Here is a 26,445-nt window from a genome sequence, read left to right as displayed (position 1 = left end):
GTAAACTAATGAAGAAACTGGTTCTAATCTTTACGTCTATTTTATTGTACAATTCAGCTTTGAAAGCACAGTCTTTTGACAGAAAGCTGGTATTGTCTCAAATGGAATTGGCTAATAAATATTTTATGGACAAATGGCCTGATACGGGCAAAACAATCATCACTAACAAAGAGCGTCCAAGTAATATCTGGACTCGTGGTGTTTATTATGAAGGATTAATGGCTTTGCATGAAATCTATCCTAAAGATGTCTATTACAAATACGCTTATGATTGGGCAGAATTTCATAAATGGGGATTTAATGGAGGAAATATCACTCGTAATGCCGATAATTATTGCGCCGCTCAAACGTATATTGATTTGTATAATTTAGAACCGGATGCTAAAAAGCTTAAAAATACAAAGGCAAATATCAATATGCTTTTGAATACACCGCAAAATGATGATTGGTCCTGGATTGATGCTATCCAAATGGGAATGCCGGTTTTTGCCAAATTAGGTGTTTTAGAAAAAGACAATCGTTATTTTGAGAAAATGTATGAAATGTACATGTATTCAAGAAATAAACACGGTGATAACGGATTATACAATCCAAAAGACGGATTGTGGTGGCGTGATGCCGATTTTGATCCGCCATACAAAGAACCAAATGGAGAAGATTGTTACTGGAGCCGTGGAAATGGATGGGTAATTGGCGCATTGGCAAAAGTCTTGACCATTATTCCTGAAAACGCACCACACAGAGAACAATATGTAAACGATTTAAAAGCAATGGCTAAAGCTTTGGTTCCAATTCAAAGAGCTGACGGATTCTGGAATGTGAGTTTGCATGATCCAACTAATTTTGGAGAAAAAGAAGCTTCAGGAACTGCTTTGTTTGTATATGGTATGGCTTACGGAATCAATAACGGAATTTTAGATAAAAAGACCTACTTACCGGTTATTGAAAAAGCATGGAAAGCATTAACCACTGAAAGTTTGCAAAAAAACGGATTCTTAGGTTATTTGCAATCTACAGGGAAAGAACCAAAAGACGGTCAACCGCTTACGGTTGATAAAATTCCTGATTTTGAAGATTATGGTTTGGGATGCTTTTTATTAGCAGGATCTGAAATTTATAAGATGAAATAATTGAATACTGTTTTGACTTTAATGCAAATTCAAAATAGGTTCTAAAAAATAAAAAGGAAGTGTAACAGCTTCCTTTTTTAATGAATATTAATTGTTGTCAGATGAAATTTAAAATCTTAGTTGTCTTACTTTGTTTAAACAGTTTTTTTTCTTTTGGAAAGGAATTCTATATTGCTCCTTCTGGGAATGATGCGAATGATGGAACGCTGACAAAACCGCTTGAAACCATAAAAAAAGCGCAGGAATTAGCTAGTTCAGGTGATGTGGTTTACATAAGAGGTGGTCTTTATACTATGCGCGAAGAACAAATCGCTCAGCTAAGGGGCATTTGGGCTTACGTTACTAAATTAGATAAAAACGGAATTTCGTATTTGGCTTATCAAAATGAAAAACCAGTTTTTGATTATAAAGATATTAAGCCTGTTGGTAAAAGAGTTGTAGCTTTTTTAGTGAGTGGAAATAATATTCACCTAAAAGGAATTGAAGTGGTAGGAGTTCAGGTTACGATAAAAACGCATACACAATCCGAATGTTTTGAAGTTCGCGGAAGCAATAATACATTGGAACAAATAAAAATGCACGACGGAATGGCAATTGGTGTTTATGTTTTGAGTGGTTCCAATAATTTGATCTTAAATTGTGATGCTTATAATAATTGGGATTCGGTTTCTGAAGGTGGAAAAGGAGGAAACACCGATGGTTTTGGAGTTCATCTTGAAAAAGGAAGTGTCAATACTATTTTCAGAGGTTGTCGTGCCTGGTTTAATAGCGACGATGGTTTTGATTTAATTAATAATGCCGAGCCAGTAATAATTGAAAATTGCTGGGCTTTTTACAACGGCTATTCTTCCGGTTTTGTAAGTCGTGCTGACGGAAACGGATTTAAAGTTGGCGGCTATGCCAAAGGCCGAAATCCTTATGATAATATTATTGCCAATTACACACCAATACCTAAAAATACCGTTCGTTTTTGTTTAGCAGTTGGAAATAAACAAGGGGGTTTTTATGCTAATCATCATTTGGAAGGGAATTATTGGCACAATAATACGGCCTATAAAAACAGAGTGAATTATGATATGCTGAATTGCGTGGCATTAAATCCAACTGATTTTGGAACTGACGGACCCGGCTGGAATCATGAGTTAGTGAACAATTTAGGATTTGCTGCTAAAGTAAGAGAATTAGCTAATATTGATAAATCACGTTGTGTTTTAAAAAATAATTCTTTTGATTTGAATGCCATTTCAATTTCTGAAAATGATTTTTTAAGTTTGGATGAAAAATTATTAATGGCTCCAAGAGAGGCTGATGGAAGTTTGCCTAATACGGATTTTTTAAAATTAGCTCCTTCGAGTGATTTAATTGATGCCGGAGTTACTATTGGTTTTCCTTTTAAAGGGAAAGCTCCTGATTTAGGTTGTTTTGAACAAAAATAAAAGTGTAGCAAAATTGATATTGCTTATTGTAGAAATATAATTTAAAAAAAAATGACGAATAAAATGAATAAAACACTGCTTGGATTAGCGCTTTTTTTAGGAGTATCCGTAAATGGTTTTTCTCAGGAAAGTGCAGCTTTTGCTTTGTGGAGTAAGGTTCCCGGAGCTGTTAAAAATGACACTTACAAAGAAGAACCCCGATTAGATGCTCAAGGCAATCGTACAGGAATTAGAAAAGTTACTGAACCAACTTTAATGCCTTTTTTGGTCGAAAACAAATCAGCTAAGAATGCTGCTGTTATTATTTGTCCCGGCGGAGGATATTCGGTTTTGTCTATTGATAAAGAAGGAATCAATGTGGCAAAATGGTTTAATTCCATTGGAATTTCGGCTTTTGTGTTGAAATACCGTTTGCCATCAGATCTTATTATGGCAGACAAAACGGTTGGTCCATTGCAGGATGCGCAGGAAGCCATTCGTGTTTTGCGCAGAAATGCCGAAAAATGGAATTTAGATACTAACAAAATCGGAATTATGGGCTTTTCGGCAGGAGGTCATTTGGCGGCAACAGCTTCTACTCATTATTCAGATGCAGTTTATGAAGTGAAAGATGGAGTGAGTGCGCGTCCTGACTTTTCGATGCTGATTTATCCGGTGATTTCGATGGAAAATGGAATTACCCATAATGGTTCAAAAGAAAGTCTTTTAGGAAAAACGGCTTCTGCTGATTTGATTGCTAAATATTCGAATGAAAAATTAGTTGATGAAAAAACGCCGCCAACATTCTTAGTTCATTCCACCGACGATCACGCCGTTCCGGTTGAGAATAGTATCAATTATTATTTGGCTTTGAAAAAGAATAAAGTTGCTGCCGAAATGCATGTATATGAAAATGGAGGTCATGGTTTTGGATTGGGGACAAAAGGAACCAATACCGATTGGTCTGCTTCTTTAGAACATTGGTTGGTAGCCAATAAAATAATTGCAGAAAAATCAGTTTATCTTTTCTCTTATTTTAAAGGAAATGGTGAAGATGGACTGCATTTAACGTATAGTGAAGACGGCTATAAATGGCAATCATTAAAAAGAGATGCTTCTTTTTTAACTCCTGAAGTTGGAAAAGACAAACTGATGCGTGATCCTTGTATCATTAAAGGAGGCGATGGATTGTATCACATGGTTTGGACGGTGAGTTGGACCGATAAAGGAATAGGTTATGCCTCTTCTAAAGATTTGATTCATTGGTCAAAACAGGAATTTTTGCCTGTTATGGAGCATGAAAGTGGAACACGCAATACCTGGGCTCCAGAAATCACTTACGATGAGTTGAATAAAGAATACATGATTTATTGGGCAAGTACCATTCCGGGGAAATTTCCTGAAACCCAATCTACGGAAGACAGCGGTTACAATCACAGGATTTATTATACCATTACTAAAGATTTTAAAACCTACTCACCAACAAAATTACTGTATGAACCTGGCTTTAATGTGATTGATTCTTCTATTTTAAAAGATGGAAAAGGTTATATTATGTTTTTGAAAGACGAAACCAAAGTTCCTGTGCAAAAAAATATTAAAGTAGCTTATAGTGATAAATTGACCGGTCCATATTCAAAAGCCAGTACTCCGATTACAGGAAACTACTGGGCTGAAGGACCAACAGCCATTAAGATTGATGGGAAATGGCTGGTGTATTTTGATAAATACAGAGACCATAAATACGGCGCTATAAAACAAACTGATAAAGGCTGGGAAGATGTTTCGGATAAAATTAGTTTTCCTTCAGGAACTCGTCATGGAACGGTATTAGAAGTGCCAAAATCAATACTTTTACAGTTGATGAAAGAATAAAAAAATCTTTTTTAGAGCCTGTTTAAAATTCATCAAAATCTATTTCCCCGCCCCTAAAGGGTGTTATTTTGATAAATTTTCAAGAAATTTTCCACCCTTTAGGGACGGGGAAAAAGAAAATTTCTTTTTTTTGGAGCAAATTTAAATAGGTTCTTACTAAATCCAACCCATTAAAATCTGTCGGTTTTAATGGGTTTTTTGTTTTAATGTACTGAGGAAAATTATATTGGGTAGTTTGCATTAAATTAATTGGGTTTTTGCGTATATAATATGTTTTCTTTCAAAATTTAGTGTTTTTTGTTTTATTTCGGTTCTTTTTATTTTTATAGTGAAATATTTTTTATATTTGGTAATCGATTACAAGTTTTTATTTGGGATTATTGCTTTCTTTTAGCAAAGAATAATGCAAAGGATTTTTATGTGTTGTAAAGAAATACAAATATAATTTAGAAGTAAAATGGAAAAGTTTTTGACAAAAGAAATGGTTGATGAAGGAGTTTCCTTTACAATAAGTTTGAGTGAAAATTCGAGAATCCCAAAATACAAACAAATTGTAGATTCGATAATTAATAATATTTCTACAGGCAAATTGCAGATGGATCAGAAGTTGCCTTCTATCAATATGCTCAGTGAAGAGTTCTATCTTTCAAGAGATACTGTAGAAAAAGCCTATAATATTTTAAAAAGAAGAAAGATTATTACTCCTATCAGAGGAAAAGGCTATTATGTTACCCGTACTAAATTAATTGCCAAAGTCAATGTCCTTTTCCTGATTAATAAGTTGAGTTCTTATAAGATGAGAATTTATAACTCTTTTATTAATAGCATTGGCGGGAACTCTCAAACCGATTTGCATATCTATCATTGCGATCAAACTTTGTTCCTGAATCTTATTGATAAATACCTCGGAGCTTATGATTATTATGTGATTATGCCTCACTTTAAATCAGATGATTTGACTCATTTTAGTTCAGGAGAAAGTGTTTTACAGGCAATTAATAAGATTCCAAAAGAGAAATTAGTTATTTTAGATAATAACAAAGGAATTGAAGATTCAGTAATTGAAGTTTGTCAGGACTATGAAAATGATATTTACGGTGCATTGAAACAGGGGCTGGAAAAAATTTCAAGATACAATAAACTGATTCTAATTTATCCGGAAAGTTCTGTTTATCCTTATCCAAGAAGAATTTTAAATGGATTTAAACGATTTTGTGTCGATTCAGGACTGGAGTATGAGGTACTGCGTGAGGTTTATGATGATATAGTCTTGAAAAAAGGCGATTTGTTTATTACCATAGAAGAATCCGATTTGGTGAGTCTTGTCAAACAAATCAGGGATAAGGATTTTGAATTGGGAAGGGAAATAGGAGTGATTTCATACAATGATACTCCGTTGAAGGAATTGCTTGGAATCACAGTAATTTCAACTGATTTCAAAATGATGGGAGCTACAGCTGCCAGTATGATTTTAAATAAAGAATCCGGAAAAATTAAAAACCCATTTAATTTTATTGACAGGAATTCGATTTAGTTTTTTTTAAAAAAAATATAGAGCCTTGTAAGTCCAGTGATTTACAAGGCTTTTTTTTAAAACATATTACCCTATAAAAAAAATGGAGGACTTAGCCTCCATTTTAATAACAAACAATTAATTTTAATAATTAATAACCAGTGTTTTGCATAGCTTGTTTTTCAGCAGCAGTTAGTGGCCTTCCATTTGTGAAAATTCCATCTAAGAATGTTTGCGGTATTGGACGCAGTGTATGGTAGTCTTGGATGTTTGGTTTGGCTTCCGGGTTGTACTCTCTGGCTCTAGCTACTAAAGTTTTAGTTCTGCTTAAGTCTTCCCAACGGTGGAATTCACCGCAAAGTTCTCGGGTACGTTCGTTTAAAACTAAACAAAGCATACGGTCATAGTCAGTTGTATAACCTAATTTTGTGATTACTGCCTGATCTGCAGCCGGAAGTGCGTTAATTCCGGCAATAGTTAAATCGGTAGCTGCTGTTGTAGTAGCTATGTTGTTAGATTCGTAATAGGAATTCTCGGCAATAAATGAGCTAGCTCTACCTCCTTGTACAGCTGTAGTCCATGCGGCAGATCCGTCAGTATAAGCTGCTCTGTTTTCGCCTGATTTATAAGTAGCACGGTTACGAACGGTGTTGATGTAACTTAGTGCATCGCTATAAGAGCCGGTTCCTAATTTAGCTAAACGAATTTTGGCTTCTGCAGCCATTAAATAAGTTTCTGCTGAACGCGCTAATATGATGTCTCTGCTTCCTTTTGTGGCGTTAAAGTCGAGTCTTGATCCATCCATGTATTTGCTTAATGAAGGGAATCGTACATCTTTCATCAAACCAAAATTATCAGCAGCATAAGCTACAAATACACTAGGAATCGTTTTTCCGGTTTTAGAATAGATTATTGTTCCGTTGTTTCTGGTTAAGGCAAATCGATTGTCTGTGGGGCTGTTCATGATGTACATAATACCTAAGTCACCATTAACATATCCGCTTCCTGCCGCTGCATTATTGACAATGCTTTTTGTTTGGAAACTTTTCCAAAAACGGGAATCGTTTACTTTGTCAAATATGTCATAAGTAAAGTAAGTTGGTGCTAAACGGCTAAATGGTCTTCCTCCTGCTGTATTACGAATCATTTGTGGTAATTGGTCATAAGTAGAAAGGAAGTACAGATGTTGTTGGTTTCCTCCGGTTGTTAATTGGTTAGAGTTAAAGTCAGCTGATAAAATTAATTCAGATAATTTTTCATTGGCTCCATCAGCAGCTTTAAAATCCCATAAGTTGACGTAGTTAGGTGCTAAAGGATGGCGGGAAATTACTTCATCTGATAAAGTAACAACCTGTTGTAAGTCTGCTGATTTTGTAGATGAATTCCAGGCGTCATTAATCTCGCTGGCACGAGTTAAATAAGCTTTCGCTAAATAATGGGCAGCTGCATCTTTAGTAATCTTATTTGGACTTCCGGTATTACTCAATAAGTTATAAGCTTGGGTAAAGTCAGCAATGACCTGATTTAATACTTCTTCAGAAGAGGCTCTTGTGAATTCTAATTGTACAGTAGTACTTACATTAAGTTTTAAAGGGACACCACCATATTGCCTTACTAATTTTAAATAATTGTAAGCTCTCATAAAGTAACCTTCTCCAAGTGCTGTTTTTTTGATGGCATCATTGGTAGAAGCAATTGCAGTAGCCGATTCGATTAATTGATTAGCATTACCTATTCCAATGTATAAGTTGTCCCAATTGGTATTAGCTGCTACGGTATTCGAATTCGATACAGTAACAAATGATCCAAATCCTGAAGCATAAGAATTCCATAGTCCGTTAGATGGGTCACCTCCAACGTGAAATTCGTCTGTTCCTGATTGATTTGCTGTGAGCGGTACTTCTCGATTCATGTCTAAGGCAAAAACCTGATAGTAAGTTCCGATAGATAATGCCTGAATTCCTTCTTCTGTTTTTAAATAGTCTTTACTGTATGCTGTGGTTAATTCTTCATTTAAGAAATCCTGACTACAAGAAGTGCTAAGACCTAATGTAGCTACCAGCATTATGTTGATATATAATTTTTTATAATTTTTCATAATTTATTTGTTTTAATTTTCTTAGAATTGAACATTTAACCCTAATGTCATTCCTCTATTGGAATAAGTAGTTCTGGTATCTAAATCAACCCATTTCACTTTTGAGAAAATCATACCCGGATTAGCTGCCTGCACATAAACTCTTAGTCTTGATAATCCTAATTTTTGTACCAAATCTTCTTCAAAATTGTAACCTAAAGATATGTTTCTTATTTTTAAGAAAGATCCATTTTTGTATCCAAAAATAGAATTATATAAATCACCGGTACCTGCTGAAAAAATAGGTTTTTGGTATTCTGCATCCGTATTGTCATCAGTATAGTAATCTAATTTTCTTTGGCTTGTTTTTCCACTTAAGTTTTCTCCTCCCGCATCGTATAAATATCCAAAACGTCCAATAACGAAAATGGATAATTCGATGTTTTTGTAATTGAAAGTGTTGGTTAAACCGGCGATGTATTTTGGTTCGGTACTTCCTAAAATGACACGATCATTGTTGGCGTCAATTTTATAGTCTCCGTTTTGATCTACCGGTCTGGCATTACCAAATGTGAAAACTGTGCTTCCTGCGGCGGCATTAAATTTATTCATTTCAACTGCATCTTCCGGTTTCCATACGCCATTATTTTCAAAACCGTATATAACACCTCGGGTTTGTCCAATGAATAAGTTGTTGTTAATGTCGTCAAATTTACCATTTTGTAATTCTACAATTGTGCTTTTTTGATAAGAAGCACTTAAGTTAGAGCTCCATTCAAAATCAGCGGTTTTAACGTTTACGGTATTTAAAGTAAGTTCCACACCGTTCCCTTTTGTTTTTCCAATGTTTTGTAATGTTGTACCGTAACCTGTAACTGATGGGATGTTTCTATTGAATAATAAATCATCTGTTTTAGAAGTGTAGTATTCTAAACTTCCTGAAATTCTGTTGTTGAACAAGCCAAAATCGATACCATAGTTGTATTGCGCAGTTCTCTCCCAGCCTAATTCAACGTTTCCTAATTGATTATTGTTTATTACTCCTGATGATGTTGAATATAAAATTTGAGACAATGGTGGTTGGGTTTGGTATGGATCTACAGAAGCATTTGCAGTTACTCCATAACCGGCTCTTAATTTTAGCGCGCTAAGCCATGAAATATTTTGTAAAAAGTCTTCTTTGTCTATACGCCATGCTAAAGAGGCACTTGGGAAAAAAGACCATTTGTAACCAGGCGCTAATTGAGATGCTCCATCATAACGACCTGAAGCGGTTACTAGATATTTGTCGTCAAAACCATAGGTTAATCTTCCCATATAAGAGTATAATCCGCTTTCAGTAATATTGGATGAATATCCAGCTAAAGTTACATTTGCAGTAGTTAAAGCATTCCATTTATTATTTGGGTTTTTAATGTTTTGTGCCGACATCGCACTTTCTTCATTAAAATATTGTGTCTGGCTTTGTAGTAAAGTTACACCGAGATCATGTTTTCCAAAGGTCTTGTTGTACAAAATCAAATTGTCCAGAGTGTAAGATATGGTTTGATTTTTCGCTAATGAAGCAAAACTAGTTCCGGAACGGGCTGAAGATTTTCCGTCCAGGAATACTCCATTGCGATATGAGGTGATATCCGGACCGAAATTGATGCGATATTTTAAACCTTCTAAAGTTTTAGAGAATCCGCCAAAATCTAATTGAGCATTAAGGCTACCAAAAAAACGTAAGGTCAAACGCTGGTCTTGTGAGTATTTGTATTCTTCGTAAACGTTTCTAATAGTAGAATCTCCTCCGGGATTTTGAATTCTGTTTCCATCTGCGTCAAGAGGTACTGCGTAAGGTAAGTTTTGTCTGGCAGTAAGGTAAATGCCATCAGATGAGGCTACTGCTGAACGACCTACGTTAGATAAACCATATTCGTTTAAACCATAACTGGTGTTAAGGCTAACTCCCATAGAAAACCATTCGGTTGGGGTAATATCAACATTAGCGATACCATTGTAACGTCGGTAGCTTTGTCCTTTTAAAGTACCTGTGTTGTCAAGGAATCCAAAAGAACCATAGGCTTTCATTTTTTCTGTCCCACCACTCACACTTAAAGTATGTTGTTGGGTTACTCCTGTTTGAGTAACATATTTAGTCCAGTCGGTGGTGCTTACTTTTGAACCGTCCCAAGTTCCTCCTGCCCATCCTTTTTCTATATTAGCCCAGGCAGCAGGGTCGGCAGTAGCTAAAAAGATGTCTTTGTCATTAGCGATAGTTGGTGCATTTCCCGGTGCAAATGCAGTTGGATTTGAATAATATCTTGCCCAACGGCGTAATTCAATGTATTCTCCGGCATTCATTAATGGTGCTCTTTCATTGATTTTTTCAGTGCTAACTGCAGAATCATAATTAATAGTGAATCTTCCGTTTTTTCCTTTTTTGGTGGAAACAATGATTACACCATTGGCTCCACGAGATCCGTAGATTGCAGTTGCAGAGGCATCTTTAAGGACGTCTATGGATTCAATATCAGTTGGGTTGATAAAATCGATACCGCCTGAGTTTAAAGGAATTCCATCTACTACATATAAAGGAGAATTTGATGCTGTAATGGAACGGGATCCACGAATGTTAATGCTTCCAACGGTTCCCGGACGTTCGTTAGATCCAATATCAACCCCGGCTGCTTTTCCTTGCATAGCCTGAACAGCGTTTTGTACCGGTCGTGATTCGATTTCTTTTGCTCCTACACTAACAATCGAACCAGTTAGGTCTTTTTTCTTTCTTGTACCGTATCCTACTACAACTACTTCCTCCAGTTTAGCTCCTTCGTCTTCTAGTTTAAAGTTAATGTTTGTTTGATTGCCTACTTTTATTTCAGTTGTTTTCATTCCAATAAATGAGGCAACGAGGATGTCTTCCGGTTTTGCCTTGATGGCAAATTTTCCGTCAAAATCCGTTTGGACACCGCTGCTGGTGTTTTTGATTAATACATTGGCGCCGGGTATTGGCATGCCTGCATTGTCTTTGACAGTTCCTGTGATGGTATTGGTTTGTGCTAAAGCAATCATGTTGGTCAGCATGATGCTAAAGAACACCAAATACTTTACGAATGAATGTTTCATAAAAAAAATGGTTTTTGTTAATTAATTAATTAATTAGGTTTGGTTTGTTGTGAAATGATAATGTGTTAAAAAAATGTGATTATAATTTAAAACTACAAAAAAAATAGTTAAAATAATTACGGATACGAAAATAAAATTAACTTATTATTAACGTATCCTGTATTCTGCTGTTAATTGTGTTAAATTATTTTTTTTGTGTTTTTTAAATGTTTTTTTGACACTTAAGGATTAAGTTGTTGTTTATCAGTTAAATGTGTTTTTTTGGGGTTTGTGAATAGTTCAGTGATGGATTTTTTGAAAGAAAAAACTGTTAGCTTGTTTTTGTTGTTTTTTGTTTTTAATTTGATAAAAACCTCCTAAGTAATCGATTACAAAAGCTGTTTTGTTAAATTTTTTTTTGAACAATTTTAAAATTTCAGAATGTTTTTTTGGTAGGGAAAAACTCTTTTTTAGCCCTTTTTTGTGAAATGTCGGATTTCTGGGGTTTCTGCCTAACAGTGCAGGATACTGCTTTGTCCTGAAATGGGTACTTTAGTCCATTATTTAAAAAGTAAATCAGATATTTTATGATTCAAAAAAACAAGATGATTTTTTTAATGTTTTTATGGTGTAGTTTCAATTTTTCAGTTGATGCTGTAGCTTCTGAAAAGAGATTGTCGGAAACTACTATAACAACTTCAAAGACAATAGGAAAGCAGGTTTTTTACTTTGGTGGAAAAATAAAAAAATCCAAAAAAATTATAGCACTTGATAATGTTTTGACTTATAATACTGCTTTGGGATATGGATTCGATTATAATACAGCAACGAATGTGAAATTAAATTCAGATTCTTTTAGTGCAACCGTGCCAACCTATTTTTCGGTGAAACTTCCTGAAGGGAATTATCAGGTTTCGGTAACTTTTGGCAGTAAAATCAAAAATACCAATACTACTATTAAAGCGGAATCAAGAAGATTATTTGTAGATCAGCTTCAGTTGAGAAAAGGACAAATTGTTACCAAGACCTTTAATGTAAATGTTCGATTTCCTAAAATAGATGAGAACACACAAATCCAGTTGAAAGACAGAGATTTTGGTCAATTAAATTGGGATGAAAAACTAACATTGGAGTTTCTTGGAACAGTAGAAATAAAAAGTATTAGTATTATTCCAATTTCGAATGTTACAACGGTCTATTTAGCGGGAGATTCTACGGTTACTGATCAGGATTTGGAACCTTGGGCATCCTGGGGACAATTTATCACTAATTATTTTGACGAAAATGTTGTAGTAGCAAATTATGCAGTTTCAGGATCAGCATTGCGTTCTTTTAAATCGAGTTTGCGTTTAAAAAAAATCTTGTCACTTATAAAACCCGGAGATTATTTAATTGTAGAATTCGCTCATAATGATGAGAAAGAAAAAGGCGAGGGAATTGGACCCTGGGAGTCTTATTCGGCTTCTCTTCGCGAATATGTTCAGGCTGCCAGAGATAAAGGAGCGATTCCTATTTTAATTACGCCGGTTCAGCGTCGCGCTTTTAATCCTGATGGAACTTTAAAACCTACTCACGGCGATTATCCTGATGCGATGCGAAAAGTAGCTCAGGAAATGAATGTTCCTTTGGTTGATATTACAAAATTGACAACTACTTTATACGAAAGCTGGGGTGATGAACCATCTCGAAAAGCTTTTGTTCAATATCCGGCGAATACTTTTCCGGGACAAAAAGAAAAATTAGAAGATAATACCCATTTTAATTCTTTTGGAGCCAATGAAATTGCGCTTTGCGTAATTAAAGGACTTCGTGATTTGAACAATCCTTTGGCTAATTTTTTCAAAAAAGAAGTACCACAATATAATCCAAACCAACCGAATGCTTTTGCAAAATGGACTTTACCAATGAGTCAGCGTTTTGAAATTGTAAAACCAGACGGAAATTAATTCTTTAATCAAATTTTATGTTTTTTAAAAAATCATTACAAGCTGTTGCTGCTTTATTTCTTTCATGCGTATGCGGATTAAGTGCAAATGCACAGCAAACTAAAAAAGTGTTCCTTTCCGGGACAGATTTTGAACATCCCGTAAAATGGGATTTTATGGTTACTGGAGGAAACAACAGTAAACAATGGTCTAAAATTAATGTGCCGTCTAACTGGGAATTAGAAGGTTTTGGCGAATATACTTATGGTCGTTGGTACAAAGAATTAAATCAAAAAGAACCAAGTAAAGAAGAAGGTTTCTATAAACACGAATTTCAGATTACAGCTTCCGATAAAGGCAAAACGATTTATATTGTTTTTGGCGCCGCGATGACAGATACCGAAGTGAAAATCAACGGGAAATTGGCTGGGCCAATTCATCAGGGTGGTTTTTACGAATTCAAATATGATATTTCATCTTTATTGAATTATGGAGGGACTAATGTCTTGGAAGCGCATGTTTCCAAACATTCGGCTAATAATTCGGTAAATGCTGCAGAAAGAAGAGCCGATTGGTGGCTTTTTGGCGGAATCTATCGTCCGGTTTGGTTAGAAATCATGGCAAATGAAAATATCGCTCACGTGGCTGTTGATGCTAAAATGGACGGAACATTAAACGCTCATGTCGATTTTCAAAATCTTTCTCAAAAAAGCACAATTGTTGCTTCAATTTCGGCAGACGGAAACAATAATGTGATTGGTTCACATTCTTTCGATGTGAATGCTAAAGAGACTAAAAAAGTCATTAGCATGCAATTTCCAAATATTAAACCTTGGAGTCCGGAAACGCCTAATTTGTACAATCTAAAACTGGAATTGAAACAAAACGGAAAAACCATTCATGAAAGAACGGAAAGAATCGGTTTCAGAACATTAGAATTCATCAAAAAAGACGGAATCTATGTAAACGGAAAAAAGATTATCATGAAAGGCGTAAACCGACATGAAATTTGGCCTGAATCGGGTAGAAGTACCAGCAAACGTCTAAGTATTATGGATGTGAATTTGTTAAAAGATATGAATATGAATGCCGTGCGTGGTCATTATCCTGCCGATAGTCATTTTCTACAGGTTTGCGATTCGTTGGGAATTTTTGTTTTGGATGAATTAGCAGGTTGGCAAAATTCCTATGATACTGCAACTGGAACCAAATTAGTAACCGAAATGGTAACCCGCGATGTCAATCATGCATCAGTTATTATTTGGGATAACGGAAACGAAGGCGGATGGAACTATAATGTCGATCAGGTTTTTAGAGATTTAGATCCTCAAAAACGTATTGTAATTCACCCTTGGTCTGATTTTGATGGTTGGGATGCGCATCATTATCCTGCGTACCAAACCGGAATTCACCGATTTGTAAATGGTGAAAATGTTTTCTTTCCAACAGAATTCATGCACGCAACTTATGATAATGGAGGAGGAGCAGGACTGGAAGATTTTTGGAATCACTTTAAAGAAAGTCCGCTTTTTGCTGGTGGATTCATCTGGGTTTTTTGTGACGAAGCAGTGAAAAGATCAGATTGGACAGGTAAAGAACAATTTGATTCGAAGGGTTCTTTGGCTGCCGATGGAATTTTGGGACCACACCGTGAAAAAGAAGGCAGTTTTTATGCTATTAAAGAAATTTGGGCGCCAATTCAATTTGCTCCGGCGAGTATTACAGCTAAGTTTGACGGAACATTTTTCATCAGCAACGATTATATTTTTAGCAATTTGAATACTTGTACAATGGAATATAGAGTTGTTAAGGCGAATAAAGATGCTCTGTATTCGAACAATGGTAATTCGATTTTAGATAAAGGAAAAATTACAATTCCAAGTATTGATCCGGGAGAAACTTCGAAGATAAAAATTCCTGTTGCTGCGAACTTTTTCGAAGGAGACTGGGTTGAAATTACCGCTCGCGACCAACATGGAAGAGAGATTTATACCTGGACCTGGACGATTCATAAAGGAGATTATTTTGCGGAGAAATTTTTGTTGAAAAAAGAATCGAAAGCAAAAGTAAGTATCAAAGACGAAGCAGCTTCTGTTTCATTGATTAGCAAAGATGTTCAAGTAGCATTCGATAAGAAAACAGGAAAAATAATTTCGGTTAAAAACAAAAACGGAATTGTTCCTTTGACAAATGGACCAACACCAATTGGGATGATTGCCGAAGTGAAAAATGTTGAAACAGCTGTAGAAAATAATTCGGCGGTACTGACAGTGAATTATAAAGGCGGAATCAAGAAAATTAAATGGACAATGACTGCCGATGGCAGATTGAAAATGGAAATGTTGGTGCTTAAAGATGCAGGAGCGAATAATGGTTTTGATGGCGCTTTTTTCCAGGATAAAGTAGATGCTTTTGGTATTACTTTTGATTTTCCTGAAGAAGGAGTAGAAAGCATGAAATGGTTTGGAAAAGGCCCTTATCACGTTTGGAAAAACCGAATCAAAGGAACTACTCATGGCATTTGGGAAAAAGAATACAATCAGACGATTCCGGGAGAGAGTTTTGAAAATATGATTTTACCAGAGTTTAAAGGCTATCATGCTGATTTTTACGCAGGAGCTTTAAAAGCAAAAAACAATAATAGTTTTAAAATGTTTTCGGCTTCTGAAAAAGTGTTCTTAAGATTATTTACACCGGATTTACCTAAAAATGGTTTTGAAGGAACGTATCCGCAACCGGCGTTTCCGGAAGGAAATATTTCGTTTATGTATGAAATTCCCGCTATGCGTGATTTTAAACCTATTGAGCACCACGGACCACACAGTCAGGCTGCAAGTATTCGAATCAAAAGTGGCGACGAAGGAATCCAGATGAATTTATGGTTTGATTTTAGATAAGATAAAATAAATAATTTATTTTGCCACGAATGCTCGAATAATTTTTTTAAATATCATCGACAGATAACACTGATCAATTTCGACAAAGTCGAATGGTATTTGTGATAATTATATGAGAAGAAAATTAATTAATAAAAATTAGTGACCCGAGCGATAGCGAATAGACGAAGTAATTCGTGGCTAAAATAATAGAGAAGAAGTATAACAACAAATAATGAAAAATGAGAATTAGTAAATTAATGCTTTTTGCCTTTTCAGCTCTTTTTTTAGTGCAATTTAGTGTAGAGGCACAGGAAAAAATAACAGTTTATACCGTAGGTGATTCTACAGTTAAAAACGGTCGTGGTGATGGAACCGGCGGACTTTGGGGCTGGGGCGATTACATTGGGCAGTTTTTGGATGACAGCAAAATAACGGTTGAAAACCATGCTTTGGGAGGAACAAGTTCCAGATCCTATCAAAATTTAGGATTATGGGATGCCGTTTATAAAAAACTGAAAAAAGGAGATTATGTGCTAATTCAGTGGGGACATAATGATGATGGACCATTGAACGATACTATCAGAGCCAGAGGGACGATAAAAGGGATTTCTGACAAGACAGAAGAAATCGATAATTTGATTACTAAAAAGCATGAAATCGTGCATAGCTACGGTTGGTACATTCGAAAAGTAGTTAAAGAGGCTAAGGAAAAAGGAGCGATTCCTATTGTGATGTCGCCAATTCCAAGAAATACCTGGAAAGACGGGAAACTGCCAAGAAACAATACTTCTTACGGGTTATGGGCAAAACAAATTGCCGATCAGGAGCAGGTTACTTTCATTGATTTGAATGACCGAATGGCGAAAAAACTGGAAGCTTTTGGCGAAGCAAAAGTTACAGGAACCTATTTCTATAAAAAAGATCATACACATCCTTCGGCTAAGGGAGCGGTGATGGCTGCGACTTCAATAATCGAAGGTTTAAAAGCATCTAAAAGCCCTTTGAAAAATTATATTTTGGAAAATCCGGTAATTAAATTGCCTCGAAAAATCAATGTTTTCTTAGTTGGTGATTCAACTATGGCTGATAACAAAAATGAAAATGCGGTTGGTTGGGGAGTGATGGTTCCTCGTTATTTTGATACTACCAGAGTCAATATCGTGAACAAAGCCAGAGGAGGAAGAAGTTCACGTACTTTTGATTTTGAAGGACTTTGGGATAAGGTGAAAAAAGAAATTCAGCCGGACGATTTCGTTATTCTTCAATTCGGACATAATGATGCCGGTAAAATTGATAGTGAAAAATTCAGAGGTTCTATCAATGGAATTGGCGACGAAACGCAACAAGTAAATCGTGCCGATAGTTTGACGGAAACCGTTCATACTTATGGCTGGTATTTGAAGAAATTCATTCGTGAAACCAGAGAAAAAGGGGCGACTCCAATTGTGATGAGTTTAACGCCAAGAAACGAATGGCCAAATGGAAAAGTAGAACAAAGAGATGAAACTTACATTAAATGGTCTCAACAGGTTGCTGAGGTTGAAAAAGTAGATTACATTAATTTGAGCAAAAAAGTCGCTGAAAAATTTGAAGCTATAGGTCAGGAAAAAGTAAAAGAATTTTATCCAAAAGATCACACACATACGGGGAGAGCAGGAGCAAATATTGTTGCCGAAACCGCTGCTGAAGAACTAAGAAATCTAAAAGGTAGTAAAATTAGAGATTTGGTTTTAACCAAAAAAGAGGTAGATGATCTACCTCCTGTTTCAGTAAAATAAGATATATTTTAGGAATTAATTTAATTAGAAATATGAGATACTTATTCAAATGGTATCTCGTATTTTTTTTGCCCTTTTGGATAAACTGCAAGTTGGTCAATTACAATTCCGGTTTGATTTACTTCCAGTTTAATAGTGTGTTTTCCTGCCTTTTCGATGTTTACCGGCAATGTGAAAATAGCTGCATTTCGTAATACATTGGCTTTCCAGTTGGCATCCCTGTCATAAGAATTCAACTTGAAGGTTTTGCTGGTATTTGAATCGAATGTAATGGTCGCCTGATGATCCGAATTGTTGGAATGGGTAGGCATAAAACGCACTTCGATTTCGTATTCTCCGGTTTTTGAACTTTCAAAAGTATAGCTTACTGATGGTTTTTCAGTTGTAAAATAACTCGTTTTTAAAGGAAATAAAGTAATTGCAGCATTGCTGTATCCTAATCCTTCAATGCTTTTCCAGTTGTAGTTTTTTGGACCCTGACTTGAAACGAAATCTTTTGCCTGAATAGCAATTGCTTCTCCTTCCGGACTTTCTGGTTTTATTTCAGTTTTAGGCAAATTAGTATAGTCAATTGGGCTAAAAACCGGTAATTTTCTTGGAGCCATACTCATCATATTATTCCATTTTCCGATACTCATTTCGGTGTTGTAATATTTAGTCAGCTCTTCAATTTGCTGGTAGGCCTCTTTGGATAAGTTTTGGTATTTTTCTTTTTCTGATAAGTCATTAGATTCTAAAGCCAGTTGCCAGTACAAGAATTTACGATTCATAGCAGCGGCACTTTTTACCGGATAAACAACCAATTGAAACCAGGCATTTTTTCGTTCCTGAGGAATAGAAGCAGATAGATTATTTATTTTCGCTGCCAATTCCTCATAAAGCTGGATTCTGCGTTTGGCTTCGGTTGCGGTAAAATCAGAAGGTTTTATTTGGGTAGTTGGCTCGGTTTGGCTCCAGCCCATAAATTCCGGTTTTCTCAACGAAGCTAATCGGTAATATTCGCTCATTACGTTACTTATGTCATTGGAAATGGTTTTGTTAAATTCTCTGGCTGCCCAGTCTTTCAGATGTTGGTGAATTCCATCGGGTTTTATCGAATTGATATTCCAGGCCAAATCCATGAAAAATTCCAAATCGTATTCGGCAGGTTTGATATCGCCCACATTTACAATCCACATTTTTTGGTCTCCATTGGCGTAAGCCTTAGACATTTCTTCCCAAATTAATCCCGGTTGCATGCTGGATAACCATAAATAATCATGCGGACGTCCCCAATAACTTAAATGATAGTAAATACCGCCGCCACCAACTCTTTTTTGCTCTGTTTCATTGCTGATGTGTCTGATATAACCGTAGTTGTCGTCTGTCCACATTAACATCACATCTTCAGGGATTTTCATCCCTTTGTTGTATTGTTCTAATACTTCTTTATACGGAATCATTACTTGTGGAATAGAAGTAATTGGTTTTTTAAATGTAGAAGAAAGCATTTCACGTTGCGTTACAATGATTTTTTCAACCATATTCTTAGCTTCTTCAGTACTTTTTGCACCTTCCATCTGGCTGTCATGAGCGCCACGCATTCCAAGGGTAAAAACAGCTTCGGCTTTGCTGTCGCGAATTTCATTCAAACGTTCCTGCCAATAGTTGTTAATTTTTTCACTATTCGTAAAATAATTAAAAGCACCCATGGTCTCTTTTTTCCATTCATCCACATTGTTCCGCATCATCGGTTCAGCATGTGAAGTTCCCAGCAGAATATGGTATTTTTGCGCCATTTCTTTATTGCCTTTAATACCGAAAAAAGCTTTTGTAGAATCGTGCATTGCCGGCCAGATGGTGTTGGCTTTCAAACGTAAAAGCAATTGGAATATTTTTTCGTAGGTTTTAGGACCAATGTCGGCTGTTTCTTTTTCGAATGTTTTGGCTGCCCAGGGCTGTAAACCCCAGTCTTCGTCGTTCAGGAAAATGCCACGAAATTGCACCGAAGGATTTTCGGTAATTCCGTTAACAGGAAGGTTCAAAACCAGTTTTTCTTTTTTAATAGTATTGACATCGGCCCACCATTTCCAAGGGGAAACGCCCAGTCTTTCGGCGGTTTCAAAGATGCCGAAAACAGTTCCACGGACATCGCTCCCTACTATGTATAAATTGTTTTTATCATTGCTGATACTAAATTTTTCCCATCCGCCTTTTAAGTTCGATTTTTTATAGTCTTTAAAAAGACTTTCATTGATTTGACCAATGTAAATTCCTTTGGTATTTTGAGTTGTATTCGTTGAAATAATTTGAGGTTTTTGTCCTGTAATTTCCTGAATGTCGTTTGCCAGTTCATTTACAGCCCAAATCACCAGTTGATCCGATTTTGGATCAATATAAATAGTTGCCACTTCCTTTTTGTCGGCAATAAGAAAATTGCTTTTGTTGTTTTGACTCCAAAAAAGTTGGCTTGTAAATACGAATACTAATAAGAATGAATTTTGAATTTTACTTTTCATTAAATGATTATTTTGAAGAGGTTTTGATGGTTTTTTAATAGCCGTCTAAAATAAGATAATAAGCTCAAAATAAGAAGTAATTTCGTGTTTTTTGCAAAATGTAATCGATTACTGAAAGCTGGCTTTTTTTCTTATTTTTGAAGTCCGATATAATTTTATAAAACAAATAAATTAGCATAATGAAGAAAGTTCTATTGTTTTTGTTTTTTATTCTTTTGAATAATAATAGTAATGCGCAAACATATTGTAAAATTACTGTTGCACAAGATGGGAGTGGTGATGAAACATCAATTAGTGATGCTATTACTACCGCCTGTGTTGATCACGATTGGAATTTGATTTATATTAAAAAAGGAATTTATAGAGAGAAAATAGAAATTTATAGTCCGCACATGATATTAATAGGGGAGGACAAAGAAAATACTATTATAATCAATGATGATTATTCGGGTAAGCCTAATCCTAAGTCAAATCGAAATTTTGGAACTTCCGATTCTTATACGCTTTTGGTTGATGCAGATGATGTCAGAATCGAAAATATTACAATTCAAAATTCATGGTGCGACAAAGGACAAGCTGTAGCTTTGCGTGTCAAAGGAAATCGTTTTATGATGAAAAATTCTAAAATTTTAGGCTGTCAGGATACTTTATTGACGGATGGAGACGGAACTTATCAATACTATGAAAATTGCTACATTGATGGAACGACGGATTTTATTTTTGGACCCGCTGTTGCTGTTTTTCAAAACTGCATTATTAACAGTAAAAAAGATTCTTATATAACGGCGGCTTCAACACCCGAAAATCAGGAATTTGGATATGTTTTTATGAATTGTAAATTAATTGCCGATGCGAATGCAACAAAGGTTTTCCTCGGTAGACCTTGGCGACCTTATGCCCAAACGGTTTTTATAGGCTGTAATTTAGGAAGCCATATTTTGCCGGAAGGCTGGAATCCATGGCCGGACGAACGTTTTGGTGATAAAACTAAAACCGCTTTTTATGCCGAATACAACAATAAGGGAAAAGGAGCTAAAACTAATAAAAGAGTGGCTTGGTCGCATCAATTAACTAAAGAAGAAGCAGCTAAATACACCCTGAAAAATATTTTTCCTAAGGATGATTTTTGGAAAACGCTTAGTGGGAAATAGATAGAATTAAAAGCTATATATTGACTTCGTAGAGTCGGAGACCTTGCTGGAGTTGGGATTACAATCACGTTTTAGAAAGACGTGCTTATTTTTTGTATTATAATCAAGCCTGTCAAAACTATTTTGATGGGCTTTTTTTGTTTCGTTCTGAAAAAGGCAACTACTAAGATTGCAAATTGATTCATTGTCACAAGGTCTTACTAACTTGATTTGGCTATAAAAACGAATGTAAAATTTTCTTTCGATTTTAAATCAATTCATTTGATAACTATTTCGGGAATCAAAATCACTTAAAAATTTCATAAATAAATCTGTCATTCTTTTAAAAAAGTATAAAAAGCTGTTAATAAAGTAGAGGAATGCCAAAGAGGGCTCTCATTTTTATAAAATCAAGAGTAACATAATTGTAATTGATGTAACATAATTGTAGCTATAACGAAATAGTTTTCTGTTTGTTTTTTGTTTTAAGCTACTGAAATCAAGTGTTTTGAGGGGCTAGTCGTGACTCTTGAATGGGATTGTATGTAATTGTTACATGTTTAAAATATCAAGCTTTTTTTTGCATATATCTTAGCAATTCAATTTAATAATTTTTGATAATGAAAAAAATAGTCATTTGGTCTGTTATTGCTTCACTAGCAGGATTTCTGTTTGGTTTTGACACAGTGGTCATTTCAGGAGCTGATAAAAAATTGCAAGAGCTTTGGAGTTTCTCCTATGTTTTCTAAGGAAGTGCATTAATAAAGATGGTTTTATAAATGCTGTTCTCTGAGTCACTTATATCAATAAAAAATTAACATGACAAATTTATATAAAATGAAAAAACAAATATTCAGTCTTATTCTATTTGTATTCTGCTTGAGTTATGGAATTGTAGAAGCACAAACTAAATCGTCCGATGGTTCTTTATTAGCACCAACTCCGCCCATGGGATGGATGACTTGGAATTACTTTGCTGATAATTTTAATGAAACTGATATACGTGAAATGGCAGATGCCATGGTAAGTAGTGGTATGGTGAAAGCGGGTTATAATTATCTGTTTATTGATGATGGATGGCAGGGCGGAAGAGATAACAGAAACAACATTATTCCTGATTCTAAAAAATTTCCATCAGGTATAAAAGCACTTGCGGATTATGTACATAGCAAAGGATTAAAATTAGGAATCTATTCGGACGCGGCACCATTAACCTGTGGGGGCTATACTGCCAGTTTAAATTTTGAAGAACAGGATGCTAAAACTTTTGCGTCTTGGGGGATTGATTATTTGAAATACGATTATTGTGGTGCTCCCGATGATGTGGAAATTGCGAAAACACGTTACAAAAAAATGGCGGATGCTTTGCGTAATAGCGGACGTGATATTGTGTTGGGTGTTTGCGAATGGGGTGGTCGTAAACCTTGGCTCTGGGCAGGACAAGTTGGTGGTCAGTTATGGCGTACCACTGGAGATGTTAGAGATAAATGGAGAAGTCTTAAACCAGTAAAAACACTTAAAGATTTAGATACTGAAGGAGCAGGGATATTAGATATTGTAGATTTTTCGCAGGATCACGCTTCTTATGCAGGTCCAGGACGTTGGAATGATATGGATATGCTTGTGGTTGGACTTTATGGTAAAAAAGGACCTTCAGGTGATTTTGGTGGGGTTGGTTGTACCATTGCCGAATACCAAAGCCAGATGAGTCTTTGGTGTATTATGAATTCTCCATTGGCTGCATCTAATGATGTTCGGAATATGGATGCAGAAACCAAACGTATTTTATTAAATGAAGAGGTAATTGCTATTAATCAGGACGTTTTAGGGAAACAGGCAGTTTGTAAAATCAAGAATGATACCTGGAATGTATATGTAAAACCATTGGCAAATGGCGATGCTGCAATCGCAATTGTAAATCGTTCTGAATCTATCCAGAATGCAAAAATAAATTTTGCTGAATTAGGATTGAGTGAAACTTACGAAATCAAAGATTTATGGGAACACAAAGTAATTACTAAAGGTAAAAAATGGAATGGAAAGGTACAGCGTCATGAAACAAAGCTGTTTCGATTGAAAAAAATATAATCAAGTGCTAAAAGAGAAATCTCTCAGTTTATCTCTTTTTCGTTCGATTTTTTTGTAAAAAAATACCTTATAGAGAGTATAGTATAGTTTTTAATTCAATTTAATAATTTTTGATAATGAAAAAAATAGTCATTTGGTCTGTTATTGCTTCACTAGCAGGATTTCTGTTTGGTTTTGACACAGTGGTCATTTCAGGAGCTGATAAAAAATTGCAAGAGCTTTGGAATTCGTCTGATGCTTTTCATGGAACTGTAGTTATGGGAATGGCTTTATGGGGTACTGTTTTCGGAGCCATTTTTGGAGGGATACCTACTAATAGAATAGGAAGAAAGAACACCTTATTATGGATAGGAATTTTGTTTTTCTTTTCAGCAATAGGGTCTGCTTTGGCTAATGATCCTTATGTTTTTGCAGCTTTCAGATTTATTGGAGGTTTAGGTGTAGGAGCATCTACAATTGCAGCTCCGGCTTATATTTCTGAGATAGCACCGGCAAAAGACAGAGGAAAATTAGTTGCTTTTTATCAGTTTAATATTGTTTTGGGAATTTTGATGGCATTTCTTTCAAACTATTTGCTCAGAAATACAGGCGAAAATTCATGGCGATGGATGATGGGCGTACAAGCTTTTCCTTCTTTTATTTATACTCTTTTTGTTTTTAGTATTCCTAAGAGTCCAAGATGGTTGTTGTCTAAATCCAGAAATGAAGAAGCTAAAAAGATATTGGCTTTAATGGGGCAGGAAGTTGATTACGAACAAATGAAAAAAGAAATTGAGCTGGATAATAGTAATGCCGCTCTTTCAAACGACACTATTTTTTTAAAAAAATACCGCACTCCATTAATCTTAGCTTTTTTAATTGCCTTATTTAATCAGTTATCCGGAATTAATGCTTTTTTATATTATTCTCCCCGAATTTTTCAGGAAGCCGGTTTGGGAGAAAGTACGGCATTGCTTAGCAGTATTGGTATTGGTATTGTCAATTTAGTATTCACCTTATTAGGAGTTTCATTAATTGATAAGCTGGGAAGAAAAGTGCTGATGTATATTGGCTCAGTAGGCTATATTGTTTCGCTTAGCCTTGTTGCTCTTGCTTTCTTTTTAGAATGGGAGGGAATGGCTGTTCCGATTTTCCTTTTCTTGTTTATTGCAGCTCATGCTATTGGTCAGGGTGCTGTAATCTGGGTATTTATTTCAGAAATTTTTCCAAATCATCTCAGAGCTTCAGGACAGGCTTTTGGGAGTACTACACATTGGGTTTTGGCAGCAATAATTCCATCACTAATTCCATTTTTGTTTTCTTCTGTTGGAGCCGCTGTGGTGTTCTTATTTTTTGCCGTAATGATGGTTTTTCAACTTTTGTTTGTGGCTTTCTTAATGCCGGAAACCAAAGGGATTTCTTTAGAAGAGTTAAGTAAAAAATTAATAAAAGAATAAATCATGACTAAAATTGCTATTAAAAAATACTCCAAATTATTGTTGTGTGCCATTGGAATGCTGACTCTGTTTAATTGTAAAGAGTCTTCCATGACGGATAAAAAAACATATACGGAAGAAGAATTATACCGACCTAATTTTCATTTCACGCCTAAAAAAGCATGGATGAATGATCCTAACGGAATGTTTTATTATAATGGATACTACCATTTATTTTTCCAACATTATCCGGATTCAAATGTTTGGGGACCAATGCACTGGGGACATGCGATAAGTACCGATATGGTTACCTGGACTGAAAAACCAATCGCTATTTACCCGGATGAGAAAGGATATATATTTTCAGGAAGTGCCGTGGTTGATTTGCAAAATACTTCCGGTTTTGGAAGTTTGAAAAATCCTCCTATCGTAGCCATGTTTACTTATCACGATCCCAAAAAAGAAAAAACAGGGGAGCCGGGTATTCAGTCACAAGGGATTGCTTATTCGCTTGATGAAGGATTGACTTGGAAAAAATATGAAAAAAACCCTGTTATAGAATTTCCAAGTATCAAAGATTTCAGAGATCCAAAGATGACCTGGGATAATATTCACAAGCAATGGTTAATGGTTTTAGCAGCTGGCGATAAAACGATGTTTTATAGTTCTAAAAACTTAAAAGATTGGGAATTACTTTCTGATTTTGGAAAAAATATCGGAGCTCACGGAGGTGTATGGGAATGCCCGGACTTCTTCCCGCTATTTGTAGAAGGTTCTGATGAATACAAATGGGTGCTTTTGCTGAGTATCAATCCGGGAGGTCCTAACGGCGGTTCAGCTACTCAATATTTTGTAGGCGATTTTGATGGTAAGACATTTAAACTGGATGAATCTTTTTCTAAGGATATAAATGGGCAAAAAGGGCTATGGATTGATTACGGAAGAGACAATTATGCCGGAGTTACCTGGTCTAATATTTCAGAGACCGATGGCAGAAAGCTCTTTATGGGTTGGATGTCTAATTGGAATTATGCTCAAAAAGTTCCAACTGAGAAATGGAGAAGCAGTATGACTATTGCAAGAGAATTAAAACTCACAAAAGAGGATAATCATTACCGTATTTCTTCTGTTCCGGTAAGAGAGTTACAAAATTATGTAGCCAAGACCATCAAGAAAGAAGCACTTAAAATTAAGGATAAAAAAACAGTTTTAATTGATAAATCATCGATGGATTTAGCAAAGGTGGATATGCAGTTTACTTTGAAAAATCTTAAAAAAGACATCTATACTTTTTCATTATGCAACAGTGCGGATAACAGCATCAGTTTTGGTATCAATAAAAAAGACAAATACTTTTTTATCGACAGAAAAAAATCAGGGGATTTGTCTTTTTCGGATGCGTTTGCAAAACAAATTTCGAAAGCCCCTTTCTCTGAAGATTTTGATAAAATAGATGTTAGAGTAATAGTAGATAAAACTTCAATTGAAGTGTTTTATGATAATGGCAAAACCGTAATGACAGAAATATTTTTTCCTGAAAAACCTATGGAGACATTTTCTGTGACTAAAGATAATTTCGATTTCACCATCGAAAACTTGACAATTAACCAATTAAATTTTAACTAAACTATC

At 35.4% G+C, this 26,445-nt stretch carries 15 protein-coding genes; 12 read left to right on the top strand and 3 right to left on the bottom strand.

All coding sequences use genetic code 11. The annotated features are described in order from the left end of the window. Positions 1–8: 8 nt before the first annotated feature. The 4 genes from IEV84_RS13270 (at position 9) to IEV84_RS13255 (ending at position 5,954) form a co-directional block, all read left to right on the top strand. Complete coding sequence (locus IEV84_RS13270; RefSeq protein WP_188494755.1) at positions 9–1,130, top strand: glycoside hydrolase family 88/105 protein; 1,122 nt, start codon at positions 9–11, stop codon at positions 1,128–1,130. 101 nt (positions 1,131–1,231) lie between these two features. Further along, entirely contained in the window at positions 1,232–2,566 is a 1,335-nt protein-coding gene (locus IEV84_RS13265; protein ID WP_188494754.1) for a right-handed parallel beta-helix repeat-containing protein, read from the top strand. A gap of 63 nt (positions 2,567–2,629) precedes the next feature. Beyond that, positions 2,630–4,420, top strand: coding sequence for a prolyl oligopeptidase family serine peptidase (locus tag IEV84_RS13260; RefSeq protein WP_188494753.1), 1,791 nt, complete (start codon positions 2,630–2,632; stop codon positions 4,418–4,420). A gap of 457 nt (positions 4,421–4,877) precedes the next feature. Beyond that, positions 4,878–5,954 (top strand): GntR family transcriptional regulator, encoded by a 1,077-nt coding sequence (locus IEV84_RS13255; protein WP_373282916.1) that lies wholly within the window; start codon positions 4,878–4,880, stop codon positions 5,952–5,954. 130 nt (positions 5,955–6,084) lie between these two features. On the opposite strand, the gene IEV84_RS13250 is transcribed toward IEV84_RS13255, so the two are convergent. Further along, the gene (locus IEV84_RS13250) at positions 6,085–8,031 is read right to left on the bottom strand and encodes a RagB/SusD family nutrient uptake outer membrane protein (RefSeq protein WP_188494752.1); all 1,947 of its coding nucleotides are present in this window, start codon (positions 8,029–8,031) and stop codon (positions 6,085–6,087) included. Between the two features lie 21 nt (positions 8,032–8,052). Beyond that, entirely contained in the window at positions 8,053–11,121 is a 3,069-nt protein-coding gene (locus IEV84_RS13245) for a SusC/RagA family TonB-linked outer membrane protein (RefSeq protein ID WP_188494751.1), read from the bottom strand. Between the two features lie 566 nt (positions 11,122–11,687). Between IEV84_RS13245 and IEV84_RS13240 the strand changes: the two genes are divergently transcribed. From IEV84_RS13240 to IEV84_RS13230, 3 genes are all read left to right on the top strand, one after another. Then, on the top strand, positions 11,688–13,046 hold the full coding sequence (locus IEV84_RS13240) for a rhamnogalacturonan acetylesterase (RefSeq protein ID WP_188494750.1): 1,359 nt from the start codon (positions 11,688–11,690) through the stop codon (positions 13,044–13,046). A gap of 17 nt (positions 13,047–13,063) precedes the next feature. Continuing rightward, positions 13,064–15,922, top strand: coding sequence for a glycoside hydrolase family 2 TIM barrel-domain containing protein (locus tag IEV84_RS13235; RefSeq protein ID WP_188494749.1), 2,859 nt, complete (start codon positions 13,064–13,066; stop codon positions 15,920–15,922). 221 nt (positions 15,923–16,143) lie between these two features. After that, on the top strand, positions 16,144–17,682 hold the full coding sequence (locus IEV84_RS13230; protein ID WP_188494748.1) for a rhamnogalacturonan acetylesterase: 1,539 nt from the start codon (positions 16,144–16,146) through the stop codon (positions 17,680–17,682). Between the two features lie 41 nt (positions 17,683–17,723). Here IEV84_RS13230 and IEV84_RS13225 read toward each other — a convergent pair whose 3' ends face one another. Continuing rightward, positions 17,724–20,180, bottom strand: coding sequence for a glycosyl hydrolase 115 family protein (locus tag IEV84_RS13225; protein ID WP_188494747.1), 2,457 nt, complete (start codon positions 20,178–20,180; stop codon positions 17,724–17,726). Between the two features lie 179 nt (positions 20,181–20,359). On the opposite strand from IEV84_RS13225, the gene IEV84_RS13220 reads away from it, so the two are divergent. The 5 genes from IEV84_RS13220 to IEV84_RS13205 all read left to right on the top strand — a co-directional run bounded on the left by IEV84_RS13220 (position 20,360) and on the right by IEV84_RS13205 (position 26,439). Continuing rightward, the gene (locus tag IEV84_RS13220) at positions 20,360–21,331 is read left to right on the top strand and encodes a pectinesterase family protein (protein WP_188494746.1); all 972 of its coding nucleotides are present in this window, start codon (positions 20,360–20,362) and stop codon (positions 21,329–21,331) included. A 599-nt stretch (positions 21,332–21,930) separates the two neighbouring features. Then, complete coding sequence (locus IEV84_RS16570; RefSeq protein WP_262891686.1) at positions 21,931–22,059, top strand: hypothetical protein; 129 nt, start codon at positions 21,931–21,933, stop codon at positions 22,057–22,059. An 88-nt stretch (positions 22,060–22,147) separates the two neighbouring features. Next, entirely contained in the window at positions 22,148–23,398 is a 1,251-nt protein-coding gene (locus IEV84_RS13215; protein WP_229732689.1) for a glycoside hydrolase family 27 protein, read from the top strand. 116 nt (positions 23,399–23,514) lie between these two features. Next, complete coding sequence (locus IEV84_RS13210) at positions 23,515–24,834, top strand: sugar porter family MFS transporter (RefSeq protein ID WP_188494744.1); 1,320 nt, start codon at positions 23,515–23,517, stop codon at positions 24,832–24,834. Between the two features lie 3 nt (positions 24,835–24,837). Beyond that, a complete protein-coding gene (locus tag IEV84_RS13205) occupies positions 24,838–26,439 on the top strand; it encodes a glycoside hydrolase family 32 protein (RefSeq protein WP_188494743.1) in 1,602 nt (533 codons plus the stop codon). Positions 26,440–26,445 lie beyond the last annotated feature (6 nt).

Source organism: Flavobacterium palustre (assembly GCF_014639535.1).
Lineage (GTDB): Bacteria > Bacteroidota > Bacteroidia > Flavobacteriales > Flavobacteriaceae > Flavobacterium > Flavobacterium palustre.
The sequence above is the reverse complement of the archived record's forward strand: the minus strand, read 5'-3'. Positions and strand labels throughout refer to the sequence as shown.